Origin of the sequence: Cognaticolwellia beringensis (genome assembly GCF_002076895.1) — a bacterium.
GTDB lineage: Bacteria > Pseudomonadota > Gammaproteobacteria > Enterobacterales > Alteromonadaceae > Cognaticolwellia > Cognaticolwellia beringensis.
Genome location: NZ_CP020465.1, coordinates 671266 through 696724 on the forward strand (window position 1 = coordinate 671266; position 25459 = coordinate 696724).

At 40.6% G+C, this 25459-nt stretch carries 20 protein-coding genes and 3 pseudogenes; 12 read left to right on the forward strand and 11 right to left on the reverse strand.

The features are described from left to right. Window positions 1–4: 4 nt before the first annotated feature. The 4 genes from nqrE (at window position 5) to nqrM (ending at window position 3486) form a co-directional block, all read left to right on the forward strand. On the forward strand, window positions 5–628 hold the full coding sequence (gene nqrE, locus B5D82_RS02770; RefSeq protein WP_081149060.1) for an NADH:ubiquinone reductase (Na(+)-transporting) subunit E: 624 nt from the start codon (window positions 5–7) through the stop codon (window positions 626–628). An 81-nt stretch (window positions 629–709) separates the two neighbouring features. Continuing rightward, on the forward strand, window positions 710–1936 hold the full coding sequence (gene nqrF / locus B5D82_RS02775; protein WP_081149063.1) for an NADH:ubiquinone reductase (Na(+)-transporting) subunit F: 1227 nt from the start codon (window positions 710–712) through the stop codon (window positions 1934–1936). 177 nt (window positions 1937–2113) lie between these two features. Next, window positions 2114–3157 carry an FAD:protein FMN transferase gene (locus B5D82_RS02780; RefSeq protein WP_081149065.1) on the forward strand — a complete coding sequence of 348 codons (1044 nt, stop codon included), beginning with the start codon at window positions 2114–2116 and terminating at the stop codon, window positions 3155–3157. 107 nt (window positions 3158–3264) lie between these two features. Then, window positions 3265–3486 carry a (Na+)-NQR maturation NqrM gene (nqrM, locus tag B5D82_RS02785; RefSeq protein ID WP_081149068.1) on the forward strand — a complete coding sequence of 74 codons (222 nt, stop codon included), beginning with the start codon at window positions 3265–3267 and terminating at the stop codon, window positions 3484–3486. Window positions 3487–3634: 148 nt separating this feature from the next. On the opposite strand, the gene B5D82_RS20040 is transcribed toward nqrM, so the two are convergent. Beyond that, on the reverse strand, window positions 3635–4867 hold the full coding sequence (locus B5D82_RS20040; protein ID WP_216629015.1) for a HupE/UreJ family protein: 1233 nt from the start codon (window positions 4865–4867) through the stop codon (window positions 3635–3637). Between the two features lie 605 nt (window positions 4868–5472). Here B5D82_RS20040 and nhaD point away from each other — a divergent pair. The 8 genes and pseudogenes from nhaD to B5D82_RS02830 all read left to right on the forward strand — a co-directional run bounded on the left by nhaD (window position 5473) and on the right by B5D82_RS02830 (window position 12749). Beyond that, window positions 5473–6894: a sodium:proton antiporter NhaD gene (gene nhaD / locus B5D82_RS02795; protein WP_081149070.1), complete on the forward strand. Its 1422-nt coding sequence runs from the start codon at window positions 5473–5475 to the stop codon at window positions 6892–6894. Between the two features lie 96 nt (window positions 6895–6990). Continuing rightward, window positions 6991–7412, forward strand: a pseudogene (gene tnpA, locus B5D82_RS20370) (IS200/IS605 family transposase). Between the two features lie 76 nt (window positions 7413–7488). Further along, the gene (locus B5D82_RS02805; protein ID WP_157673829.1) at window positions 7489–7743 is read left to right on the forward strand and encodes a cupin domain-containing protein; all 255 of its coding nucleotides are present in this window, start codon (window positions 7489–7491) and stop codon (window positions 7741–7743) included. A 309-nt stretch (window positions 7744–8052) separates the two neighbouring features. Then, window positions 8053–8235, forward strand: a pseudogene (locus tag B5D82_RS02810) (arginase family protein); the annotation flags it as partial. Between the two features lie 577 nt (window positions 8236–8812). Beyond that, entirely contained in the window at window positions 8813–9175 is a 363-nt protein-coding gene (locus B5D82_RS02815; protein ID WP_081149077.1) for a cupin domain-containing protein, read from the forward strand. A 488-nt stretch (window positions 9176–9663) separates the two neighbouring features. Further along, window positions 9664–10087: pseudogene (tnpA, locus tag B5D82_RS02820) on the forward strand (IS200/IS605 family transposase). Between the two features lie 411 nt (window positions 10088–10498). Further along, a complete protein-coding gene (dinB, locus tag B5D82_RS02825) occupies window positions 10499–11572 on the forward strand; it encodes a DNA polymerase IV (protein ID WP_081149079.1) in 1074 nt (357 codons plus the stop codon). Window positions 11573–11888: 316 nt separating this feature from the next. Further along, window positions 11889–12749: an MBL fold metallo-hydrolase gene (locus B5D82_RS02830; RefSeq protein ID WP_081149081.1), complete on the forward strand. Its 861-nt coding sequence runs from the start codon at window positions 11889–11891 to the stop codon at window positions 12747–12749. Window positions 12750–13693: 944 nt separating this feature from the next. On the opposite strand, the gene B5D82_RS02835 is transcribed toward B5D82_RS02830, so the two are convergent. From B5D82_RS02835 to B5D82_RS02880, 10 genes are all read right to left on the reverse strand, one after another. Next, window positions 13694–14959, reverse strand: a complete 1266-nt coding sequence (locus B5D82_RS02835; RefSeq protein ID WP_081149082.1) for a RidA family protein — start codon at window positions 14957–14959, stop codon at window positions 13694–13696. A 174-nt stretch (window positions 14960–15133) separates the two neighbouring features. Next, a complete protein-coding gene (locus B5D82_RS02840) occupies window positions 15134–15718 on the reverse strand; it encodes a HupE/UreJ family protein (RefSeq protein WP_081149084.1) in 585 nt (194 codons plus the stop codon). A gap of 69 nt (window positions 15719–15787) precedes the next feature. After that, window positions 15788–16426 (reverse strand): urease accessory protein UreG, encoded by a 639-nt coding sequence (gene ureG / locus B5D82_RS02845; protein ID WP_081149086.1) that lies wholly within the window; start codon window positions 16424–16426, stop codon window positions 15788–15790. A 32-nt stretch (window positions 16427–16458) separates the two neighbouring features. Further along, on the reverse strand, window positions 16459–17166 hold the full coding sequence (locus B5D82_RS02850) for an urease accessory protein UreF (RefSeq protein WP_081154261.1): 708 nt from the start codon (window positions 17164–17166) through the stop codon (window positions 16459–16461). After that, complete coding sequence (gene ureE / locus B5D82_RS02855) at window positions 17156–17668, reverse strand: urease accessory protein UreE (protein WP_081149087.1); 513 nt, start codon at window positions 17666–17668, stop codon at window positions 17156–17158. Before ureE ends, B5D82_RS02850 begins: the two co-directional genes overlap by 11 nt. Before the next feature lie 20 nt (window positions 17669–17688). Further along, window positions 17689–19392, reverse strand: a complete 1704-nt coding sequence (gene ureC / locus B5D82_RS02860) for an urease subunit alpha (RefSeq protein WP_081149090.1) — start codon at window positions 19390–19392, stop codon at window positions 17689–17691. After that, window positions 19389–19724: an urease subunit beta gene (locus B5D82_RS02865; protein ID WP_081149093.1), complete on the reverse strand. Its 336-nt coding sequence runs from the start codon at window positions 19722–19724 to the stop codon at window positions 19389–19391. The genes ureC and B5D82_RS02865 overlap by 4 nt, the downstream gene beginning before the upstream one ends. Window positions 19725–19734: 10 nt before the next feature. Beyond that, window positions 19735–20037: an urease subunit gamma gene (ureA, locus tag B5D82_RS02870; protein WP_081149096.1), complete on the reverse strand. Its 303-nt coding sequence runs from the start codon at window positions 20035–20037 to the stop codon at window positions 19735–19737. Window positions 20038–20328: 291 nt separating this feature from the next. Continuing rightward, a complete protein-coding gene (locus tag B5D82_RS02875; RefSeq protein WP_081149100.1) occupies window positions 20329–21243 on the reverse strand; it encodes an urease accessory protein UreD in 915 nt (304 codons plus the stop codon). A 433-nt stretch (window positions 21244–21676) separates the two neighbouring features. Then, window positions 21677–25171 (reverse strand): BACON domain-containing protein, encoded by a 3495-nt coding sequence (locus B5D82_RS02880; RefSeq protein ID WP_081149103.1) that lies wholly within the window; start codon window positions 25169–25171, stop codon window positions 21677–21679. Window positions 25172–25459 lie beyond the last annotated feature (288 nt).

The following is a 25459-nucleotide window of genomic DNA, read 5'->3' on the forward strand; positions in this document are numbered from 1 at the left end:
AATCATGGAACATTATTTAAGTTTATTTGTTAAGACCATATTTATTGAAAATTTGGCATTAACCTTTTTCCTTGGTATGTGTACTTTCTTAGCGGTTTCTAAGAAAGTTAGCACGGCGATAGGTCTAGGTGTTGCAGTTGTTGTGGTATTAGGTATTGCGGTACCTGTTAACCAAATCATCTATCAAGCGATTTTAGCGCCAGGTGCGTTAGATAGCTTGATGGGCGTAACTGAGGCAAAAGACTCTATTGATTTAAGCTTCTTGTCTTTCATTACCTTTATTGGTGTGATTGCGGCATTAGTACAAATCCTTGAGATGGTTTTAGATAAATACTTCCCTGCTCTGTATCAAGCACTTGGTATTTTCCTACCCTTGATCACCGTTAACTGTGCAATCTTCGGTGGTGTTTCATTTATGGTCGCGAAAAACTTAACCTTAGGCGAAAGTTTCGTTTATGGCATCGGCTCAGGTATTGGTTGGATGTTAGCCATCGTACTGATAGCGGGTATTCGTGAAAAAATGAAATACTCGGATGTACCTGACGGCTTAAAAGGCTTAGGTATTACGTTTATTACTGCAGGATTGATGGCGTTTGGCTTTCTTTCTTTCGGTGGTATTTCACTTTAGGTTAATGTCGGTTTTAGCTAGCACTTGCTTAAATACAATGAGCTTAGCTAAAACCCTTAAATAAGATTAAAGGAAAAGTCGATGGAAATTATTATTCTCGGCGTATCGATGTTTACCGTGATAGTACTAGCTTTGGTAATGGTGATTTTATTTGCCAAATCTAAGTTAGTATCTTCAGGTGACGTTACGATTAGCATCAACGGTGACCCAGAGAAAGCAGTAACAACTGCGGCTGGTGGTAAGCTTTTAGGCGCACTTGCTGACCAAGGTATTTTTATACCTTCAGCTTGTGGTGGCGGTGGTACTTGTGGCCAATGTCGCGTAGAAATACATTCAGGTGGTGGTGATATTTTACCGACTGAGTCTGGTCATATTAATAAGCGTGAAGCAAAAGAAGGTTGTCGTTTAGCGTGTCAAGTGGCCGTTAAACAAGACATGGACATTGTACTTGAAGATGAAATCTTCGGAGTTCAACAATGGGAATGTGAAGTTATCTCTAACGATAACCAAGCAACGTTCATTAAAGAGCTTAAGTTACAAATTCCTAATGGCGAATCTGTACCGTTTAAAGCCGGTGGTTATATTCAAATTGAAGCGCCTGCGCATCATGTAAAATATAGCGATTTCGATATAGATGACCAATACAAAGGTGATTGGAATCATTTTGGATTTTTTGATGTTGAATCAAAAGTTGATGAGCCTACGTTACGTGCTTACTCAATGGCGAATTATCCAGAAGAAGAAGGCATTATCATGCTTAACGTGCGTATTGCTACGCCGCCTCCCGGACGTTTACATTTACCAGCAGGTAAAATGTCGTCTTATATTTTCAGCTTAAAAGCTGGCGATAAAGTGACTATTTCAGGTCCATTTGGTGAATTCTTCGCGAAAGAAACTGAAAATGAAATGGTATTTATCGGTGGTGGTGCTGGTATGGCGCCAATGCGTTCACATATCTTTGATCAACTTAAACGTTTGCAGTCTAAACGTAAAATGTCGTTCTGGTATGGTGCTCGTTCTAAACGTGAAATGTTCTATGAAGATGATTATAACGGCCTTGCGGCTGAAAATGACAACTTTGAATGGCATGTTGCGTTATCAGATCCACAACCAGAAGATAACTGGGATGGCATGACTGGTTTTATTCATAATGTATTGCACGAGCAGTACTTGAAAGACCATGAAGCGCCAGAAGATTGTGAGTACTATATGTGTGGTCCTCCAATGATGAACGCCGCAGTTATTCATATGTTGAAAGATTTGGGTGTTGAAGATGAAAACATCATGTTAGATGACTTCGGTGGCTAATTAAGCGCGCGAATTCATATAATGAAAGGCGGCTTAGGTCGCCTTTTTAATTTCTATTGTTTATATCCAGCTTGTTCGGTTATCAATAGAAAGAGGAGTTTATTTAGCTAAAGCACATTGTGTTTTTACAGACAGACAATTGTTTTAGCTAAATGAAATTTTATTAAGGGTATTGTTATGCAATATAGTTGTAACTTAAGCAAATATGCATCAGCGGTTAAGTTGTTTGTAGTCGCAAGCACACTGTTAGTGCTTAGTGGTTGTTTTCCTAGTAATGATCTCGGTCGTGAAGAGTATCTTCTTCGAGGAAACACCATGGGCACCACTTATAATATTAAAGTGGTAGGTGAGAGCTTAGACGCAGAAAAACTACAACAAGGTATTGATGCAAAACTTGTGCAGTTGAATCAAGAGATGTCGACTTATATCAAGGATTCTGAGTTATCTATATTTAATCAATCAGCGTCGCTTGAACCTGTCAAAGCATCAACAGGTTTAGCACGAGTGGTGAAAGAAGCTATTCGTTTAGGCGAACTGAGTAATGGTGCACTTGATGTTACTGTTGGGCCTTTAGTGAACTTATGGGGCTTTGGACCTGAGTATCGTCCAGAGACTGTGCCAAGTGAAGCATTACTTACAGCGACAAAAGCCAGAGTAGGCTTAGATAAGCTTAAATTAGAAAATGGCATGTTGAGTAAGCGCACGGCAGATCTATATGTAGATTTATCAACCATTGCTAAAGGTTACGGCGTTGATTTAGTTGCTGAGTATATTGAGGCTAATGGTATCAATAATTATTTAGTTGAAATCGGTGGCGAAATGCGACTTAAAGGCTTTAAACATACTGGTGAACTGTGGCATGTGGCGATTGAAAAACCTTTGAGCGATGAACGCTCTGTACACCAAATTATTGTGCCCAAAGATAATGCTGTTGCCACTTCAGGCGACTACAGAATATATTTTGAGGCTGATGGCCAACGATTTTCGCATATCATAGACCCAAAAAGTGGAAAGCCAATTAACCATAAACTGGTCTCTGTTACGGTAATTCATCCATCTTCAATGACTGCGGACGGTTTATCGACTGCGATGATGGTTATGGGGGAAGAGAAAGCATTAGCGTTTGCTGAAGCTAATGATCTTGCGGTATATATCATTGCGAAAACAGATCATGGCTTTGTCGAGCAAAGCACGGTAAAATTCATGCAATATCTCAAATAGGTTTGCATTCTTTTACCTTAAGTTATTTTTAAATTATTTAAAACTAGACTGCTAGTTAAAGTTTTATAATTAAATCTTGAATATTATTAAGTAGGTAGGCACTCATTATGGCTATATTTTTAATTACATTAGGCTTTTTTCTCGTTATTGTTATGGCAATGGCTGTAGGATATATCTTTCAAAGGAAAACCCTGGGTGGTAGCTGCGGTGGCTTAGCTAATGTCGGTATCGACAAGTCTTGTAACTGTGATAACCCCTGTGAAAAGCGTCAAGAGCGTGATCGAGTTGCAGCGTTGAAAATCGGCGATATTAGTGTGAAAAATATTTAGGTTTTAGATCTAAATACCCTAAGACAACGTGCTGCTGTCAGTATGTTTTCAGTAAGTTAAAGATAAATAAAAGGTGAGCTTAGCTCACCTTTTTTGTTATTTACTGTTTCAAGATTATTCGCTCGAGGCTACAGGCGCTTTAGCAATATCAGGTAAGACGTTCAATCAGCCAGTACGTTGCGATTACAGCAATGGCTATGTTCAGCGCCAAGACTAATTTTGTTTGATACCAAGTTTTATGCTTAAAAGGGTATAAAGACAAAAAAGCGAGAGCAATTACGGTTAGCTGGCCAAGCTCAACACCTACGTTAAACGAGACTAAACTCATCAGGTATTGGCTAGGCGGTAAACCTACATCACCCAATACCGACGCAAAACCTAATCCGTGTAACAAGCCAAAGGCAAAGATAATAGGTAAACGGGTATGACTACTTGTCCCTTTTTTCGCTCGGTAAATATTTTCTAATCCTACGTAGACAATAGATAAGGCAATAAGGGGCTCTACAATAGCGCTAGACAGCGTTACAATCCCGTAAATACCTAATGCAAGTGTGATGGTATGCGCTAAGGTAAACGCGGAAACTTGCCATATTAAGGCCGAACGGCGTTTAGCAAATAGAAAAAGTGCTAAAACAAAAAGGATATGGTCTAACCCTCGCGGTAATATATGCACAAAACCTTGATAAATATAATCAGCTGCTAATTGAATTTTTGTGGTTACTGTATTCGCACTTGCCCTTGTATTAGGGCTGTCAGCACTTATTTGATAACTATTACTGAGGGATCCTGAGCTAATCATGGCTTGCTGAGGTCGTATGACGTTAAGTAAAACGTCGCCAAACAAGGGGGGAAATCGCACGGCAACTTCGTTAATCTCTTGGGGAATATCTCCTGCTGCGCGTAATTGCGTTTTATAGTCTGCTAAATTTGCTTGTTGAGATAATATTTGTTTTAAATGTTGTAATTGTAAGCCTTTAAAAACGACATTTTTTTGCTGAAGGTTTTGGTCAGTGCTCTCTTTAATGCTCTCTTTAATGCTCTCTTTAATATTCTCATCAGTGCGTTTTTCAGTGTCAGTAAAATAGAGCTTTGTTTGCCGACTTAAAATAGCTTCAACGTTTTCGAGGAGTTTTTTTTGCTCAATAAAAGACAATTGATTGAGTGCCTCAATCACTTTGTAGTCATCGCCTGTAATGTCTAAGTGTTTTTTTAATAAATGTATAAAATCAACAGTAACAATAAGTTGGTATCGTTCGTGATTATCTAACGATAAAGTCGCCTGATTAATGTCTTCACTGTGTGCAAAACTTGATAATGAAAACAATGATGTTGTTAATAAAACAATGAAAAAATATAGCGGAGAAATTCGTCGGGATAACAAAATAAAAACCTTAATTATGAGTATTAATGTTGTGAGTTAAAATAGCGTTTAGCTATCGTATTTTTATAAAACTATTGCCTGCATGCAGGCGAGTGAGCACTTTAAACTTTCGTATTACGACACCATTCTTGGATTTATTGTTAACTAGATAGCATTGTTGATACAAAAATTAAACAGACGCGCAAAGCAAAATAACTTAACTGATATAAAGCGTGAAATAACAGCGCTGTATATTATGTTTTTAACTAAAAGTTTATAAAAAAATATAAGTCAGATTGTTAGGTTAAGGATTATAATATCGACGGCTTCATTCCTTCAATACTTTACTTTAGTTAAGCGAGAAGGAATAGGGCTTAGAACGCTATTAATCTGCACTCATTTTGTCGTTCAATAGGCTTGATTTTGAGCGTTTAAAGAGGAGGATATAGCCGGGTTTTGGATAAGCGTCTTGTAAGTAACTGAAATAATGACGGATTAGTTCACTTATCCAAAGTTCAGGTTAAATATTAGCATAAAATCGACATTAGCCTTAACTCCATGAAAGCACTATTTTAATCATGGGTTAATGGCATTAACCAGAACAAAATAAAGTTCATTAGGTCCTTATGTTTAAAAAATTATTATTAATCTTTCTGCTTTCCTGTCTTTCTTCTACTTCTTGGGCTGCAGGCCCTGGTAGTATCGATTTAACTAATTCGATCTTTGGCTTCACCGCCATCATTCTTTTTTCAATTGCTTATTTGTTGGTTATCGGAGAAGACTTAATACATTTAAGGAAGTCTAAACCTGTATTGGTTGCCGCGGGGATTATTTGGCTCATTATAGGTTGGGTATATACCCAGCATGGCTTTCCTGTAGAAGCAGAAGAAGCGTTTAATCACAACTTACTTGAATATGCACAATTGTTGTTATTTCTTCTGGTGGCGATGACCTATATTAATGCCTTGGAAGAACGAGGGATTTTTGATGGTTTGCGCTTGTGGATGGTTTCAAAAGGATTAAGCCTGAGATCTTTGTTCTGGTTAACCGGTATTTTAGCATTCGCTATTTCTTCTTTTGCTAACAACTTAACGACCGCGATGTTGATGTGCGCCATTATATTAAAAGTAGCGTCAAAAGATAAAAAGTTTATCAATATTGCCTGTATTAATATTGTTGTTGCCGCTAATGCAGGGGGTGTTTTTAGCCCGTTTGGCGATATTACTACTTTAATGATTTGGCAGTCTGGGCTAGTTAAGTTTGAACAATTTATCGTACTGTTTATTCCGTCTTTAGTGAATTTTTTAGTACCGGCAGTCATTATGAGCTTTTTCATTTCGAACGAAAAATCGATCCCAGATGTTAGTGAGACCTTTCAGATTAAGCGAGGAGCAAAAAGAATAGTGGCCTTGTTTATGCTAACGATAGCAACGGCTGTGCTATGCCATAGTGTTGTTAATATGCCGCCAGTGCTTGGTATGATGATGGGCTTGGGCTATTTAAAGTTCTTTGGCTTTTATTTACGTATGAGCCTACCACGCTCTTTAGATAAAAAACGCAATAAAGCTGAAGCTGAAAATGACTCAGAAGAATTAAAAAAGCTTGGCAACATAATACCTTTTGATATTTTTGACAAAATCGCGCGTGCAGAGTGGGACACTTTACTTTTTTTCTACGGCGTAGTGATGTGTGTTGGCGGTCTAGGCTTTATGGGCTATTTAAGCTTAGTATCAGAAGCCCTATATAGTAACTGGAGCCCAACCTATGCCAATATTGCCGTCGGTGTGTTGTCGGCCATTGTAGACAATATTCCGGTAGTATTTGCTGTGTTGAGCATGAATCCTGAGATGGATCTTCAACAATGGTTATTAGTTACCATGACCGCAGGTGTTGGCGGTAGCTTATTATCAATTGGCTCTGCGGCAGGTGTGGCGTTAATGGGTCAAACCAAAGGTGTTTATTCATTTATGGGACACTTAAAGTGGAGTTGGGTTATCGCTCTGGGATACGCGGCGAGTATTGGCGTCCACTTTTTAATTAATGGCTAATATGCCAGCCTAAGTTAATTCGTCCGCAGGGATCTGTTTAAACCCCCGTCTTTAGACGGGATAGCTTTCAGCTACTAGTTGCGTTTATTATAGGGTATGAAATATCGTCATGGTTCAGACACTAAATATACAATCGAATACCATCTTGTCTGGGTAACTAAGTATCGCTATCGAGTTTTAACAGGCGCTGTAGGGCTAAGAGTTAGAGAACTGGCAAGGCAAACTTGTGAGCACTTAGAGATTGAAATACTACGAGGTGTGATCAGCCAAGATCATGTTCACTTATTAGTTTCAGCTCCGCCTAATATATCGCCGTCATAAATCATGCGTTGAATAAAAGGACGAACACCGACAAAGTTGTTCCAAGAGTTCCCTCAATTGAAGAAAAGATATTGGGTGAGCACTTTTGGGCTAGAGGTTATTTTTGTGTAACCGAAGGAGAGTTAACGACAGAGATGATCAAAGAATATTTGGAGCATCACTTCGAGCGCAACTTATTAACATGGACTATTAGCTGAGCAGTTCGGTAATAAGAAAATGATGCCGTATAAAAGTACTGTTTACGCAAGGTGTTTTGATTATTTTGGATAATGGGTGCGACACGAAGGTGAAGAGATCTTGTTGGTACTAGAAGGGGAGATGCAATTCCTCAGCGAATTTTATGAAGCGGTAGCCTTAACCAAAGGTGACAACCTATATTATGACGCAACCATGGGACAAACGTTAGCCAGCACTTGCCAAACTGTTGATAAAAAACCTGTACCAGTTCGCCTGTCTACACACGACAAAGCAGCAATGAATTTATGGTGTACACGATTGTCAGAAATGCGAGGGAAAAGGTTAGTGTAGCTAAATTATTGCGGGAGCTGATTGCGCTTAGCGGTAAAGTTGACGATAACCAATGATTTGATGCGATAAGGGATATTAGCTAACAGTTTAATAACGGTGTAATTATCATGCGCAATAGAAATTAGCATCCTTTAGCTAAATTATTTGTAATAATTCAGCTAATATGAATGAAATTAGACAGTATCAATATATCTGAAATCGTTGAGAAAACAAAAGCTCAACTCAAGACGATATCACTATAACTCCATCACTTAATATGTCACTTGAGCTTATTCTCATGGTGGTTGTCATGGTCGCTTTCAGTACGATGAAGTGATGGAAGTACTACAGCAAGTTGCAAATCAAGGTGAAGTCGTTGGTATTGATTTATGTGAGGTTGCACCTGATTACGATCAGTCAGATACCACTCGTATTTTAGCCGCGCAAGTTTTACTCAATCTATTAGGCTATATATTTCATGCAAGAGCGAAACGCAAGGCATCGGAAGATTAATAGCTGAAATATTAGTGAATAAGCATTGAACGCCAAATGGATCCATACTGTTACCGGAGCTAAACAAGATAAATATTGAATCTACAGCCACTAAAACTTTCCTTCCATTAAGTCTTTTAACATCGGTACAAAGATTGCTATATTTGGGCTTGTACGTAGGTAAAGATATCTCAAAATAGTAGCTATAATTTCTATCTGGGTGCCTATCATATCACTACTTGTCTCCTTTGGCGGTAGCCAAGGTATCTTTGGCTTTAAATTTTGGAACCGTTGTTTTATATTTGTTTTGTAAATGTAGACATAAAAACTATTGATTTCTATTATGGTTCGTGTCCGTATAGTCTGAGGTGACTGTAAAGAGATGATTTATTTTAAGCAGAGCACTACCTTGCAAAATTGTATTTCGCCTTAGCTTCTAGCGTAAAGTTATTAGTGCTTCGAGGACTGAAGTAGCCATCCCCACCAGTTAACATCAACACTGTCTGCGCCAACGAGCTAACCGTGAGCCTGACTATTGCATCTTTATAAATATCCAACATGATTTGCAGCAAGCAAATCTCACAACAGGAAAATCATTATGACAATTAACTTTCGTGCCGCTGAAATACCTGCCGAAAAACTCGATGAAAAGCTTCTCGAGCAACCGACTGCTGAGTCATTATCCGGTGAAATAAAAACCCGTAGCCAAGTATTCTTCAATGACGAAGAGCAAAAAATCACATCTGGTACCTGGGAGTGCGAGCTAGGTCGTTCTCGTTGGGAGTTTACAACTCGCGGAGAAGTCATCCATGTATTGTCTGGACGAATGACAGTAGAACGCGATGGAGAAGAAGCGGTAGAACTAACCGCTGGCTCAAGTGCTGTATTTCCCGTCGGCTGGTGTGGTACTTGGACTGTGCACGAAACCTTGCGTAAAGTTTTCGTCATCTACGGCGCATAAACGTCTAGGGACATTCAGACCTAGTATTGTCCGTCAATCTCGGTATTTTTTCCGGACGGCATAGTAGGTCAGTTTCTTAACTTAACGGTGTAGATCTTCTCTAATCTGCCAAGTTGAGTCAGAAGCCACCCTAAGGACGCCCCATCCTGATACTCGCCCTTAATAGACAAGTAACTGATATCAGTTAAATAGATCCGTTTACCCTGCTCTACATACCAATTACTGCGCATGATATGGGTTATGAACTCGGCCGTTTTATTCTTATTCACTAAGCAATGTAGCTTCTGAACTTGGATACAATTCTTGGCATTATGCAAATGAATTGATCAATTAGCTTACCAAGGATACAGGTAAAAATATTAAGACCTCTGATGATAAATACCATAAAGCTATTAAAGCAGAAAATAAAATTCAAACGCGTAATTACTCACAAGCATGTGTCTTTAGACGGGATAGAATTCAGCTAGGAGTTACGTTTATTATTGGGTATGAAATATCGTCATGGTTCACACACTAAATATAAAATCGAATTCCATTTTTTCTGGGTAAAGAAGTATCGCTATCGAGTTTTAACAGGCGATGTCGGGCTAAAATTTAGAGAACTGGCAAGGCAAACTTGTGAGCACTTAGAGATTGAAATACTTCGAGGTGTGATCAGCCAAGATCATGTTCACTTATTAGTTTCAGCTCCGCCTAATATATTGCCGTCAGAAATCATGCGTTGAATAAAAGGACGATCACCGACAAAGTTGTTCCAAGAATCCCTCAATTGAAGAAAAGGTATTGGGTCAGCACTTTTGGGCTAGAGGTTATTTTTGTGTAACCGCAGGAGAGTTGACGAAAGAGATGATCAAAGAATATTTGCAGCATCACTTCGAGCGCAAAGCGAATGACAACTTTGAGGTGGAGTGATCGGCTTTAGCCGAAATGCTGGACTTTCAGTCCGCTATCTTTTAACCCATCGTCTTTAGACGGTGGTTGTTTAGTAAATACTTTCAACATTTTTAACTGCCTACCATTACTATGAATCAAGCCTAATGGTAGGTGTTTTTATTTCATATATTGCTGGTTTCCTTCTTCCTCTCTCGCCAGAACACGCTGCTTCAGTAAAGTCTTTCGACTATTTTTCGCAAGTTTTAAAAAATTTTACTAGTAAGTATTTATCATATTGCTAGCAACTGCATTATTGATTGATATTACTGTATTGACGGTAGCTTTTTATATGTTAAAGTAACTGTGTTTATATACAGTTCACGTATACAGTTAAGGTGTGTTAGGCGTGGTTGATTACACTTTAACGTTTATTATTAAATGGAATGATAAATGTTCAATGCTAACCATTCACAGAAGAAGATAATCCATATAGACATGGATTGCTTTTATGCGGCAGTTGAAATGCGCGATAATCCTGAATGGCGCAATGTACCTATTGCTGTTGGTGGTAATGGGCCGCGCGGTGTTCTGTGTACCTGTAATTATAAGGCGAGAGAGTTTGGTGTGCGCTCTGCTATGCCGAACTCGAGGGCTAAGGCGCTTTGCCCGGAACTGATTATTGTTAATGGCAGAATGTCTGTTTATCAGCAAGTGTCAGAACAAATTAGAGCCATATTCCTTCGTTATACTGACTTAATTGAGCCTTTGTCGTTAGATGAAGCCTATCTTGATGTGACAGATTCGCCATTGTTTTATGGCAGTGCTACTTTAATTGCAGAACAAATTCGCCGCGATATTTATAATGAGCTTAATCTCACGGCGTCTGCCGGAATTGCACCGAATAAATTTATTGCTAAAATTGCCAGTGATGAAAATAAACCTAACGGTCAGTGTGTGGTTGCCCCTGAAAATGTTAGCGCCTTTGTTGCCGATTTATCGTTGATAAAAATCCCCGGCATCGGCCCCAAAACTAGCGAAAAATTGAAAGCTTATGGCTTTGAAAGTTGCGCTGATGTAAGGGCTAGTTCGGTAGCAAAACTTCACACGATTGTGGGTAAGTTTGCTAATGCTTTATATCAGCGTAGCTTTGGCATAGATGATAGAGTTCTTGAAACAAAGCGGGTGAGAAAGTCACTAGCAATTGAAACCACGATGGCAGAAGACATCGACTCCATTGAGCAATGTCAGGTAATTTTAATCAATTTATTTAGCAAACTTAAACTGCGCCTTGCTAAGCATGACGATCGTCAGATTAGTAAACAAACTGTAAAAATTAAGTTTGCAGACTTTCAGCAAACCACGGTTGATATCCAATCAAAAGCTTGTATAGAAGCTGTTTTTATTGAGTTATTGCAAAAAGCCATGACCCGTTCTAATAATCGAAAAGTTAGATTAATTGGCTTGTCATTAGGTTTTGCGGAGCAGAAAAGTATGGATAACCAATGTCAGTTAGCCTTGTTTTAGGGGCTTTAATTTAACACTCATCTAGTTTTTACCTTACCTTCACAACTATTTCGAAACCGTCTGTCACTATTTTGCCTAACTATTATTTATGCTTTTCAAATTGGTCTAACATGTATTGTTTGAGTAAAGCCAATTTGATTAATTAGCTTGGTATAAGTTGTTGATAGAATATAACTGATGGCTTTTGAATCTGATAATCTCAAATTTTCAAGCCTTAATAACAACATATTGTTAATTAACAACAACTTTTTTTTATGAAAAAGTAGTACACTTCATTAATCAATTTTTACTTAATTTCAAAATACAGCAGGTAATTATGTTTAAAAAATTTTTAGTGACAATAACAATGCTTTTCAGTGTCGTAATAAGCGTTTCAAGCAGTGCGCAAGAAATGACTGAAGCAGAGATAACAGTACAATCCGCAGGGGGTGACGTCTACATGTTACAAGGCCCTGGAGGTAATATTGGTGTATTAGCAACGGATAAAGGGTTATTGCTAGTTGATGATAAGTTTGCTCCGCTTGCTGAAAAAATTGAAACAGCGATGAAGGGTATCGAGGATAAAGAGCTTAAGTATGTGATCAACACCCATTTTCATGGTGACCATACGGGCAGTAATGCGTTTTTCTCACATAAAGCACCGATATTCGCGCACGAGAACGTGCGTAGTCGCTTGAGCAGTAAAACTGATCATCACGCCAATAGCTTGCCCGTAGTAACCTACAAAGATGGCATTACTATTTATTTAGATAATGAAGAAATTCAGTTAACACATTTAGCAAAAGGCCATACTGATGGCGACACTTATGTATATTTTAAAGAAGCGAATGTATTACATACCGGTGATTTGTTTTTTGAAGTTGGCTTTCCTTATGTTGATTTAAAAAGTGGCGGCAGTGTAAAAGGTTATTTAGCGGCTGTTAAGCACATGCTAAAAAATACACCTGATAATGTGGTTATTATTCCAGGTCACGGCAAATTAACGGATAAAAAAAGCTTAGTAGCTTTTGCAGAGATGATGGAGTTTAGTATCAACAAAGTTTCTATCGCACTTGCTGCAAGCAAATCAGAACAACAAATACTTATCGAAGGTATTGGTGAAAAATATAAGCATTTGTCTTGGGCTTTTATCAGCGAAGAGAAATGGCTTCAAACCTTAGTTGCAGACTTAAAATAATGGCTTGTTATTGATGTGGTTATTTTTTAGCTTAGTCGCTGTGGTATTGAGAGTTAATGCAAGACAATTAAATCCACAGGTTGACTAATTATGATGAACATGGATTGTCATTCAAAAGTATTTTAGCACCACTGAAATGGTATCATTGCGATAAGTCATTTTAATCTTTCATCGGTTATGGAAAATAGAAAACAACGTTTTTACTAAGTAGACAGATTTAATTTTTTCTGAATTACCCGTAGCGCAAACTTAACCGAAGAAGTTAGAGTTAAGATTTTTAACTTTATCAGTAGCAATAATCTCATTTACCTATAAGGACCACTGTGGTTATTAAGCTCTGACAAAGAATGCAAAGTACTATGATTTGCTAAATATGCTATCGATGCACATAAGTCATTTGTACGCCAACTTAGCTTTTTCGCCTTTCCTATATAGGACAGTCGTTTAACTTACCGAGCAGAATCGCCAAATAATCCCCCTAGATTTAAATCTGCTTAAATCTATTTGTTGGTTGCTATGGTATTCGGTAAGCTTAATTTCGCTGTATTGCAGAACAAAGTTATTCATAAGCGGTAATATTTGTTGCTCTTGATAGGTGACAGGAGCGGTCAGTTTGAGCGTAAGTTAGTGATGGCTGCCATCTAGCACGCTACAACACTGTTGATAAAATATACGGCCTTCTTCCCTTAAGGGCACTTTACGAGTGGTACGGTAAAATAACTTTATGTTAAGGCGTTTTCTAAAGCACTGATCTATCGACACACTTGATCAGTAGATATGGGTATCTTAAGAGAAACGAGAGCAAAGCTCTCGTTCTCAGCCACTAAACAAATTTACTAATACTTCCTTGAGTATGATTGTTACCATTCAGAATAAATAACTTCATAACCAATAACAATTAACAATGTAAAGCTATAGGAAATATGAATGCAGCCATAACGGCTTTATAAATTTGGCGGTGTGCCTTCAGCATTAGACACTACAGCATCAATTTGTAGCAATGCACCCATAGGGATTTCTGCAACGCCAAAAGTAGTCCTTGCTGGCAATTCATTTTTAAAAAAGTTAGGGTAAATATCGTTTACTGCGTCAATATCGGCAATATTTTTCAACTGAATATTCACTTTAACGATATCGTCCATCTCGTGACCAATGCTCTCGACAATTGCCTTGATATTATTTAAGCACTGCATCGCTTGCGCTGTGGCATTACCTGCAACCAATATGCCTGTTTTAGCATCTAAAGGTAACTGGCCTGAAATGTGATTGTAATGAGAGAACGCCACTGTTTGTGTCGATAAAGCACACTTAGGCGCCTTGTTGGTATTATTTGCCTTGATCACTATGCCGTGTCTGTCTTCAACTGCCTGTGGTGGCGTGCCATCACCGTGTGAAACGACGGCGTCAATTTGTACTAAAGCGCCTAAAGGTAATGCTGACACTATTGTCGTCGTTCGTGCTGGAACATAGCCTAGCGTTCTAGCAATGGCAGAGTCTGGAAAAAATGTGCTATAAACTTGATTGACAGCATCAATATCCGCGGCGCTAGTTAGCATAAGGTTAATTTTAACAATATCGTCAAAAGGTACGTCAATACTGGTTAAAATGGCTTTGATATTGCTTAAACATTGCTCAGCTTGTGTTTTAACGTCAACTGCTACTAGCTTGCCGGTTTTAGCATCTATCGGTAATTGCGCTGAAATATTATTGTAATGAGAAAATGCAACTGTATGTGTCGATTGCGAGCAATGTGGCGCATTTTTCGTGTTTTTGGCGATTTTAACCAGCTCACAGGGCGCTTGAGGAGCTGTGCCTTCACCGTTTGAAATAACTGCATCGATTTGCACTAACGCGCCGTCGAGTGGCAAAGCTGCAACAGCAACTGTGCTTCGTGTTGGTAAATAGCTTGAAAAGAACGTTGAATAAACCTTGTTTACCGAATCAAGATCAGCAATGTTTTGTAAAAATATATTCACTTTTACCACATCGTCCATTTCGTGATTGATACTTTCAACTATGGCTTTAAGGTTGTTCAAGCATTGCTTGGTTTGTTCGCTGATATCACCGATAACAAGCTTATTGGTTTTAGGGTCAATCGGCAGTTGCGCCGAAATATTGTTGTAATGTGAAAAAGCCACGGACTGCGTCGCTATTGAGTTTTTGGGTGCTTTGTCTGTATTTCTCGAGGCTTTTATGATCTTGCTACTCATATTGAGATTGCTCCTAGTTGAGGTCATGGAATGCGTTTTGCGTGTAACCACGCTTGAGATGCATCTTTGTGTATATTTAAGAAGTTGTTATCGCCAACTATCGGACTGCGGTCGATAGTTGGCGATTTTGCGTCGCCCTTGCAAGGGAGTTAGATTTTAATGTGCTGCCAGTTTTTAACCAGCGGCTAAAACACCGCCGATCACGGCAACTACACCACCTAATGCTCGGCTGATGCGATTATCTGCATTTAGCATTAAAGTCCCTAAACGACGACCAATCATGGTTATCGCTAATGTTGCGATGATAAAACCGGCCATATAGATAAGTAAACTAGTTCCTGCAGCCATTTCTGTGCCGTGCGCATAGCCGTGAGTGACCATAAACATAACGACTAAAGTACCACCGACAACGGTAGGCAGTTTTGTCATAGTGGCAATTAAAATACCGGCCAGTAATACCGTCATAGCAATACCCATTTCAATGCCGGCTAAGTTAAGGCCGCCCCACGCAAGCGTTGCGCCCAAGACCATACCGCCAATAACAAATAATGGCGCGTTGCGTTTCATAACAGCGCTTTGGCGGATACTCCAAAAACCTATAGCTGCCATGGCAAGAAGGTGATCAAGGCCCATCAATGGGTGCAATAAACCACTCAGGAAGCTGCTTTGCACATCTGCGCCATGGCCAGGATGTGCTAACGCTGCCGTTGTGGTTAGCATAAGGGCTAGCGACATCATTAATTTGTTGATTACTTTCATGGTGTTCTCCAATTATTTATTCTGTTTACTAAAAATTTATTTAACTACTATTTTCTAAGTTATACAGACTTAGGCTGTACAACCCATTTTTTCAGGTCTACGCTCTGGTAACATGCCCTGTTTTAAGATGAAACTGATGATTTCTTCTAAACCGACGCCATCGTATAGGTTAGCAAAAACAAACGGACGTTCACCGCGCATTTTTTTCGAGTCGCGTTCCATTACGTCTAGCGAAGCATGAACGTATTGCGCGATATCTATTTTGTTAATGATTAATAAATCGGATTTAGTAATGCCTGGACCGCCTTTACGTGGGATTTTGTCACCAGCTGAAACGTCAATTACGTATAGTGTAAGGTCAGATAACTCTGGACTGAAGGTGGCCGATAAGTTGTCACCACCGGATTCAACTAACACCAATTCCAGTTTTGGATGTCGTGCTTGTAAATCGTCAATCGCTGCCAAGTTCATCGAGGCATCTTCGCGAATAGCGGTGTGCGGGCAACCACCGGTTTCTACACCCAAAATACGGTCTGCAGGTAGGGCATCGTGCTTGAGGAGAAAGTCGGCATCTTCGCGAGTATAGATATCGTTAGTGACCACAGCGATATCGTAGTGATCTTTTAGCGCTTTACATAATTGGCGTAACAAAGCTGTTTTGCCAGAGCCAACTGGCCCGCCAACGCCTATTCGTAAACAATGTGTCATGGTAATATTCCTTCTGTAAAATTTAAGCCTAATTAGCTTCGAAATAATCTTGAGTATTGGGTTTCATGCTGAGCACTAGCGAGTGCTAAGCCAGGTAAAATTGCACCTAGTTGCTGATCAGGTAATGCCAGTGCTGCTTCAACGGCATCGACCAATTTTGGTCGTAGCTGTTCGGTTAAACGTTGCGCGGCAGTGTGCCCTAAAGGCATCGCTTTACACGCTACCGATAGTTGGTTTTCTAGCCAGCCCCAAGCAAAGCCGAGCAAGCTTTGACGCACTGGCACAAGCCGTTGGTGTGCGACCCAAGCGAACACGGTGACGTAACCGGGCTCTTCTGGCAGTAATGCGTGCCCTTGTTTGGTTTGAGGTTGCAAGTCCAGGCTAGTTAACAAACGCATTAATGCTAGGCCTAATCGAGTATCCTCGTCACTAAGTTCGGCGGTTTCGCGGTTGGCGTGTAACCAGTCATTCCAATATGCTAGGCCATTGTTATCGCCCTCGGCCCAACAATTTTGTAACCGCGCTAGTGCCGGCAGTTCACAGCGACTTAGGCCATCGTCTAGCACACCTTCAAGCCACTGACCTATGTCCTGTTCATTGCGCACCCAGCCCAGTTCTAGCGCGCTTTCTAAGCCTTGTGACCAAGCAAAAGCACCGATAGGGAGTGCGGGACTAATGAGTTGCATGAGTCCCAATAAAGCCAGATCGTTGATTTCGGTTGACTGATGGTTAGTGTGCATGATCATGTTCATCAGCATGAGAGTGCTCATGGGCATGGCTGTGAGAATGTTCACGACCTGCATGGGCATAGGCACCAGATTCTGGATCAAACGGTGCTTGATGGTTACTCAGGGTTGCGCCCAACAGTACTGCTAGCTCTTCCAATACATGATCCGGTGGGAAACGCACCCAGTGACGACCATCTGCGTCTACGCCAATGGCGAGAGAAACATGGCGGTTACCTAAGTGGTAGCATAATCGAGCCAACGGTAAACCGTTGTCAATATATGCCGTGGTTACGGGCTCATCGGCAGCACAAATACGGATCACTTCACCGCTACTTGCGCGTAGCAAATCGCCATGACGCAACACCGGACCGCGGTCGAGGAACAAACCCACCTCGAGGCCACCGTCAGTGACAGCGCGTAATCGCCCGCGAATACGTAGTTCATACGCTAAGGTCAGAGTGTCGTGCACATCGGCTTGGATATGGCCGTCGATTCTCTGTGTTAATTCAAGCATTTTTAAGTCCTTAAAACAGTTTAAAACAAGTGGTAACGCTGAGCTAATGGTAACTCAGTCGATGGCTCACAGGTCAGCAATACGCCATCAGCGTATACTTCATAGGTTTGAGGATCGACAGTAAGATCAGGGCAAGCATCGTTTAGCTTCATATCGCTCTTGCGCATCTGTCGGACATTTTTAACCGCTACTAGCTGACTTTTAAGCCCTAGCTTTTCTTCCAGTCCCGTATTCATCGCAGCTTGACTGACAAAGGTCATCCGAGTTGCTGCTGCCGCTCTGCCTAAGGCACCGAACATGCGGCGATAATGTACAGGTTGTGGTGTGGAAATAGCAGCATTAGGATCGCCCATAGCCGCTCCGGCGATCATGCCGCCTTTGATAATGATCGATGGTTTAACACCAAAGAAGCGGGGTTTCCACAAGACTAAATCTGCCAGCTTACCCACCTCAATCGAGCCAACTTCATGGCCAATACCGTGGGTAATTGCCGGGTTAATAGTATATTTTGCAATGTAACGCTTGGCGCGGAAGTTATCGGTGCCACGTGCTTCATCTTCCGGTAATAGGCCACGTTGCAATCGCATTTTATGAGCGGTTTGCCAAGTGCGACAGACCACTTCGCCAATACGACCCATAGCTTGAGAGTCAGAAGACATCATTGAAATCACCCCCATGTCGTGGAGAATATCTTCGGCAGCAATAGTCTCGCGGCGGATACGCGAATCTGCGAAGGCGACGTCTTCCGGAATATTTGGGTCGAGGTGATGACATTCCATCAACATATCAAGGTGTTCATCAATGGTGTTAATGGTATAAGGCCGAGTCGGATTAGTGGACGAGGGCAATACATTAGGCATAGCACAGGCGACGATAATATCAGGTGCATGACCACCACCAGCGCCTTCTGTGTGATAAGTGTGAATACAACGGTCTTTGAACGCCGCTATGGTATCTTGCACAAAACCGCCTTCATTTAAGCTATCGGCGTGAATAGCGATCTGGATATCGTAACGGTCGGCGACATCCAATGCGTTGCTAATCGCGGCGGGTGTTGCGCCCCAATCTTCGTGAATTTTCAAGCTCATCGCACCGGCTTTAACTTGTTGCTCGAGCGCTTCTGGTGTACTTGCGCTGCCTTTGCCGAGAAAACCAATATTGACCGGTAAATCATCCACTGCTTGCATCATTTTACCCAGATGCCAAGGACCGGGCGTGTGTGTGGTGGCAACCGAGCCTGTAGCTGGACCGGTACCACCGCCAATCATAGTGGTAAGTCCACTCATTAGCGCTTCGTCAACCTGTTGAGGACAAATATAATGGACATGGGTATCGATTCCACCAGCGGTAAGAATTTGACCTTCACCCGCAATAATTTCGGTACCTGGGCCGATGACAATATCGATATCAGGTTGGGTATCTGGGTTGCCGGCTTTTCCTATGGCAGCGATTCGGCCATTTTTTAAACCGACATCAGCTTTCACTATGCCCCACCAGTCAATAATAATGGCGTTGGTAATAACCGTGTCCATCACAGCATCGTCGCAGCGTTGGCTTTGGCCCATGCCATCACGAATAACCTTACCACCGCCGAAGACAACTTCTTCACCATAATGGGTATGGTCGTGTTCTATCTCTATCCATAACTCAGTATCACCTAAGCGGATCCTATCCCCTGTGGTAGGTCCATACATATCGGCATACGCTTGACGAGAAATTTTCATGATACTTCCTCCGGTGTGGGCTTTTTATCTATTGGACCCATGACGTCACCGTGAAAACCATACAGCCGACGTAAACCTGCGTAGGGAATTAAAGATACCTTACGGCTCTGGCCGGGCTCGAAACGAATCGATAAACCAGCCGCGATAGCTAAACGATAGCCGTAAGCCTTTTCACGATCAAAACGAAGCGCGTGATTGGTTTCGGCAAAATGATAGTGGGAACCGACCTGTACGGCGCGGTCACCTGTGTTAGCAACATCGATGGAGATACTCTTGCGTCCTACGCACAATGCAATGTCACCACTTTGTAGCAGATATTCACCAGGGATCATGGCAGTCTCCTCAGACAATAGGGTTGTGAACGGTCACCAGTTTGGTGCCGTCGGGAAAAGTTGCTTCGATCTGTACAGATTCAACCATTTCGGCAATGCCGTCCATGACGTCGTCTCGGGTCAAAATTTCACGGCCAGCGCTCATCATTTCTGCCACTGTACGGCCTTCACGAGCACCTTCCATAATGGTACAACTGATCAAGGCGATTGATTCTGGGTAATTGAGCTTTAAGCCTTTGGCCTTCCGTCGTTCTGCCAGCAGGCCGGCAGTAAATAACATTAATTTATCTTTATCTCTTGGTGTCAATTCCATCGCTAACTCCTTTGTTTTCGATGTCACTTTGTTGATGACCATTGTTTTATAGACATAGGTAAAACTTGCCGACGTCTAAGGCAACGGCGTGAAAAATTAGATTCGTCGTGTCCTCAGTGTTGAGGACTTGCGGTATTCAGTTAACAGTTCTTCGTAAATAATAATTAGTTTATATATTTACAGTAGATATCATCGATACTTAGCAGTTATCGATATAATTATTGTTAATAACCTATGCTTTGATGCCTAAGGTTTGATTTTTTACAGTCAGGGGAGGCCTGAGCTGTAAAGTTAAGTCAGCCAGATACGCGGCACTGTGGCCTGATGTCCGGTTAGTCGGGGACGAAGAATATCTCTAGCTTGTTGAAATAAATCCCAAACTTGGTTCCGCTCGTCGCCGAGGTAACGTAAGAGTAATACACCACGCCTAAAGGTTACTGCCCAATGTTCGGTAGCGGTTATATGCTCACGTAATGCTGTTATGGCTTCCATCGGATCATTCAAACCAACCGTCCACAAGGTAGCGTGTACTGTTGTACCACCTTGTCCCCACTTGCCGTTAAATCGGCTGTGCTTTGGATCTAGAGCCTGACGCTCTAACCACAATGGTCGGTCATTACGGCTAAGTTGAAAGCGTTGTTCAAGATGGCCGCTGGCAAATGGCAATTCGCTAGCGGGCCGGCCCAAGCAGAGAATTTCCCAACCTAAGCATTTGGCATTTTCCGCCAGTTCAATGTTAAAGTTTTGTACCCCGACGGAGCCATCAAAAGCAAGGGTCTCTTGAGGGAGCCATTCTAAGATGGCACCATCAGCAACTTTTAAGTTGGTACTCTGACTCCATGCAACACCATTACTGTCAGCTTTATAGAGTTTATTGGCCGCAGGCGTAGTGAGCAAGGTATGAGCATTTTCAGTCACATTGACGTCTATATTAAGCGCATCACCACTGACTAAACCACCAGGTGGGTGCAGAATATAAACATGGCAGCAACCCTCGGGGCCTTCAGGGTAAAATGGTCGTTGCACACGTAAAGGCCCATAGTGTCGAGCGATGTTCATGCGAGTAATGCTTGTATTACTGTTACTATTAGAGTGGGCGCCGAAACCTAACGTTAAAGAAGCTACCCATTGGCGGTTGGCATCAAAGCGATGTCCAGATTCCGCAACAACCTGTTGAAAGACAGGTAAAGAAGAAAAAGTTGTCATGCAAGATAAACACCTATTTTTAAGCCCTGTATGTGGTAGTTAAATCTAAATGCAATATCTAGTTTGAACTGTGGGCTATGGACACGAATATAGCTGTTCAGTCTAGAAAATTCAACTAAAAAAAAATAAAAATTAAGCCACGGCTAAAACTTGTCCATAAAAACTACAACTCGTCAATAAATCATCATTAATAACGAGAATAAACGTTTATTTAGTAAACATTTAAAGGGTTTTTACCTAGTATAGTTAAGTCCTAATGTTTAGCCAGTATGTTGATGAAATTACAAACGATAGTGATGGTGTGAATCTGTTTGATGAGTGTTTAAGGGCATTTTGTTATAGGTTTTATAAATAAATAATTAGCCATAAAAAAACCGCATTAATGCGGTTTTGTAAAGTTTAATAATAGCACCAATGGCCAGTCAATTAATGATCACGGGTGTGATCGTAAGCTCAATGTGGATGTTGTTGTATCATAAATTAATACGCGTTGAAATTCAGGCATTAGGTAACTTTCAGCAGAACTACTAGCAATTACCTCAGACCAAAGCTCAACTTGCGCAGCATTGTATTTACTGTAAGTAAAGCCTAAGGTTGGATCAAAACGATAAAAGTAACTGTTGTCATTGGTATCTGTGGTGGTGTTAAAGGTTTGTACATTGTTATTACCCTGAAGTACGCCATTGTCAGTGTAAGTCGTGCCGTCAAAACTTGCCCATTCACTGTTGCTGTTAGCACTATAAATAGTATTGCCATTATGACTCATGGCAAAGTTTGCCATGCTAGTAAAGGCTGCATTGGCATAGGCAGGTTCATTCATTACTGAAACCGCTTCACTAGTATAAGCGTTATAGCTTATCGTATAGCGCTCAAGAGAGCTTGTTGCTTGTTTGTAGGCCATGAATATATCAGCACTATTTGCTTGAGCAATGCTTGGGGCAAAGTAGACATTTTCTTGGTCCCAATATTGACGGACTAGATCTAAATTTGCCATTTCTAATGCTTGAGTAATGACGACTGCTACCCCAGCAACCATTTTTATCATTACAGGACGAGATATTATAGTGATGTTATCAGCATTAACCTGGCTAAATTGATAGCTGTTTAAGTCAAACTGATAATGGTTAATACGGGTTTGTTCAGCCTCATCATCATCTAAATAAGTCTCGCTATTCGATGCTAGCAACATTGAACCATCAGGGTGAACAACTAAATTTGTTAAGTCGATTTCTGCTAATGGCGATGTTGCTGTATTAATCAATGCGCCAGAAATAACGTGGTAAGTGCTAAGTTTATCGCCTGCTGCGATGTAAACATAAGGACGCATAGGGTCTAGTACTACACCTGAGGTATTAATACTTATATTGGCAATATCTACATCAGCACCGTCACTTGCTGCTTTATTGAAGGTGACATTAATGCTGCCAGATAACGCAGAGCCTTCGACAGCAGGTGATAAGGTGATGACCGCACTATGTAAGCCATCGGTGGCAATGTTAGCCGGTAATCCGGTAATAGTTAATGTGTTGTTGGTGCTATCAGATGACAACGATAACCAGTCAACATCCGTCGTTGCTTGCCAAGCGATATTAGCTTCACTGTTGGTCAAAATGTCCACGGTATGCACTAACGTTTGTTCGGTGACTAAACTATTGAAAGCCAATGATGGGTAGTTACTGCTTAATCTTAAAGCGTCAACAGCAAGTTCAACCGTGATCACTTTTGTCGTACCACTCGTCGGGTCGACAATCGAAATACTTGCAGACATTAAGCCCCAACCAGAAATTAAGCTGCGATCGATATCGACTAATATAGCATCGCTACTTTCATCACTTTGCTGGGTTAATACCAGCCAAGGAGCGCTCCCCGTAGCTTGCCAGGCTTCGCCTATGCTTGATAGTGTCAGTGTTTGTTGTGTTATGGCGCTGTCACCAAAATTTGTTGTAAATACTAATGTTTCTGCTGAACTAGAAAATTGACTTAAATTGATAACACTTATGTTATCAGCATTTGAAGATGTTATTACGGCTCGGCTGTCGCCATTAGCGATTAACATTTTATTTGGTAGATTTGAGGCTAAATTAATACTGCTAACGATGGCTTGTTGCTCATTGTATACATCAACTTTAAAGCCAACCTCAGGGTCAAACCTAACGAAGTGAGGACGATCATTAGTTGTATGAGTAAGCGCTAAGTTAGTTATAGTTTCATCGCTATTTAACACACCATTATCAGTAAATGTTGTACCGTTAAAGCTGATCCATTCACTCGTTGGGCTTATAGCATAAATACTTTGTTCATCTGCGGTTACATAAAAATCACTAATTTGGTCATTTTCACCTAATAGTTCAGGACGGTAACTGTGGCTGATTTTAGTACTAATTGGATTGCGACCAAAATCATTGACTTTAACTTCTATGCGCTTTATCGACATTAAGTCATTGCTAGTACTTATGTCTAATGCGAATAAAGTTTGATTCTTTTCAGCAACATTAAAAGCTCTGGCTAAAAAGGCATTAGGCGCGTCAAAGCCAACAAGCGTTAAATTTTCGTCGGTAAACTCTAAAATTCTTGTTGCCACGAAATAGCGACTATCAATGCGGATAAATTTAACCGGCTCGCTGGTGATATTAATATCGGTTAATTCAACAAAACTCATGTCAGTGAGGTCAATTTTATATCTATGTGTAATAGTTTCGCTGGTGTTTTCATCAATAACTATAGTTTCAACCGCTTTCGCTAACATAATGCTGGCTTCAGGGTGAATAATTAGCTGCTCTAGCTTGGTATCTTCCGGCGCTATAACTGTTGTTGATACTAACTCATTAGTATAAAGGTGGTAGCTTCGAAGCTCATTGCTTGTTGCGACATAATATTGTGGTAGTAAAGGGTTAGTTACGACACCATCAGTGTTAGCGACAATATCGAGCGTATTGTTTTCACTGGCTAAGTCAGACTTATAAAAGCTCACGTGTATAGTTTCTGCCATAGCGGTGGTTTGCTCATCGCCACTTAGGGTTATTTCTGCGATTGTAGTCGTGTTATTAGCCAAAGCGCTACTATCAGCTGTAATGGTTAATTGATTGTTTTCAGCGTTAGGTGTCAGTGTTAACCAAGTTGCTTCAGTGGTAGCCTGCCAGTTCCAAGGTAAAATACTATTCGAATTGATATTAAGGGTCGTTTGACTGTTGTTGATATTACCAGTTTGTGCCAAGGCTACGGTTGCTCTATCAGCAAATAAATGCGTATTGTCTAAGCTTAACTCTACTGGATATTCAGTTGTACCTAGCGGACTCGTAATACTAATTTCTGCCGGATGAAAACCTGGTTCGGTAAAGTCGCTTACATTGGGTGTTGCCGTAATTGTTGTAATGCCATCAAGAAAGACTTTTTCGACGTTGAGCCAAGGTACTGAACTTGTTACAGTTATATCATCTGCACTTGAACTGATATCAATTGTTTTTGCTGCTATCGAGTCAACACCGAAGGTGTCATCAAAGGTAAGAGCCTGCCATAACAATAACGAAACGTTAATATCGGCGTGTGCAAAGTTTGTGGTCGTAGTGTCGCCACTGGATAACCTTAATGTTGTACCGTAAAGGTTAGTATTTAATAAATGAGCATTAACCACATCAATATGAATAGTCGCAGAGGTATCTGTTAGGTTTTCAATGCGATAATTTAACCAGCTTACTGGCTGTGCAGTAGGTGCAAAACCGAGTAATAGCCCATTACCATCGAACGTAACATCAACCGCAATAGTGTGGTTTTCTTGTTGCAGAAACTCATTGGTAAAGGCTACCGATGAAACTGATGAACTGACCGTGAATGTTGGTAATTTTTCACTTGAACCACCACATGCTTGTAAAAATAGTGAGCTAAATAAAATAACCAATATTAAACGCATGTTTTTAATTTGTCCCTTCATACAGGTCCCTGTTTTTATTAATCGCTAGAAAGTAGCTTTTATTGATGACTGAATGTCGCGCTAAATTTGCTAATTCATTATTTCAATTGGTATAAGTTTATTTTGCGCGATTATGCTCATAATGTAAAACTTATCATCATATATAAAAAAACATTTCTCAATGGGTAACTTATTACGTCTCAACGATTATATTTTTTAAGCTGATGAACTCAAATGTATAAAGCTATAAAGCTTGTTTTTAGTTATCTTCTAAATAAAATTATTTGAATTAAGATTACGAAGGTAATT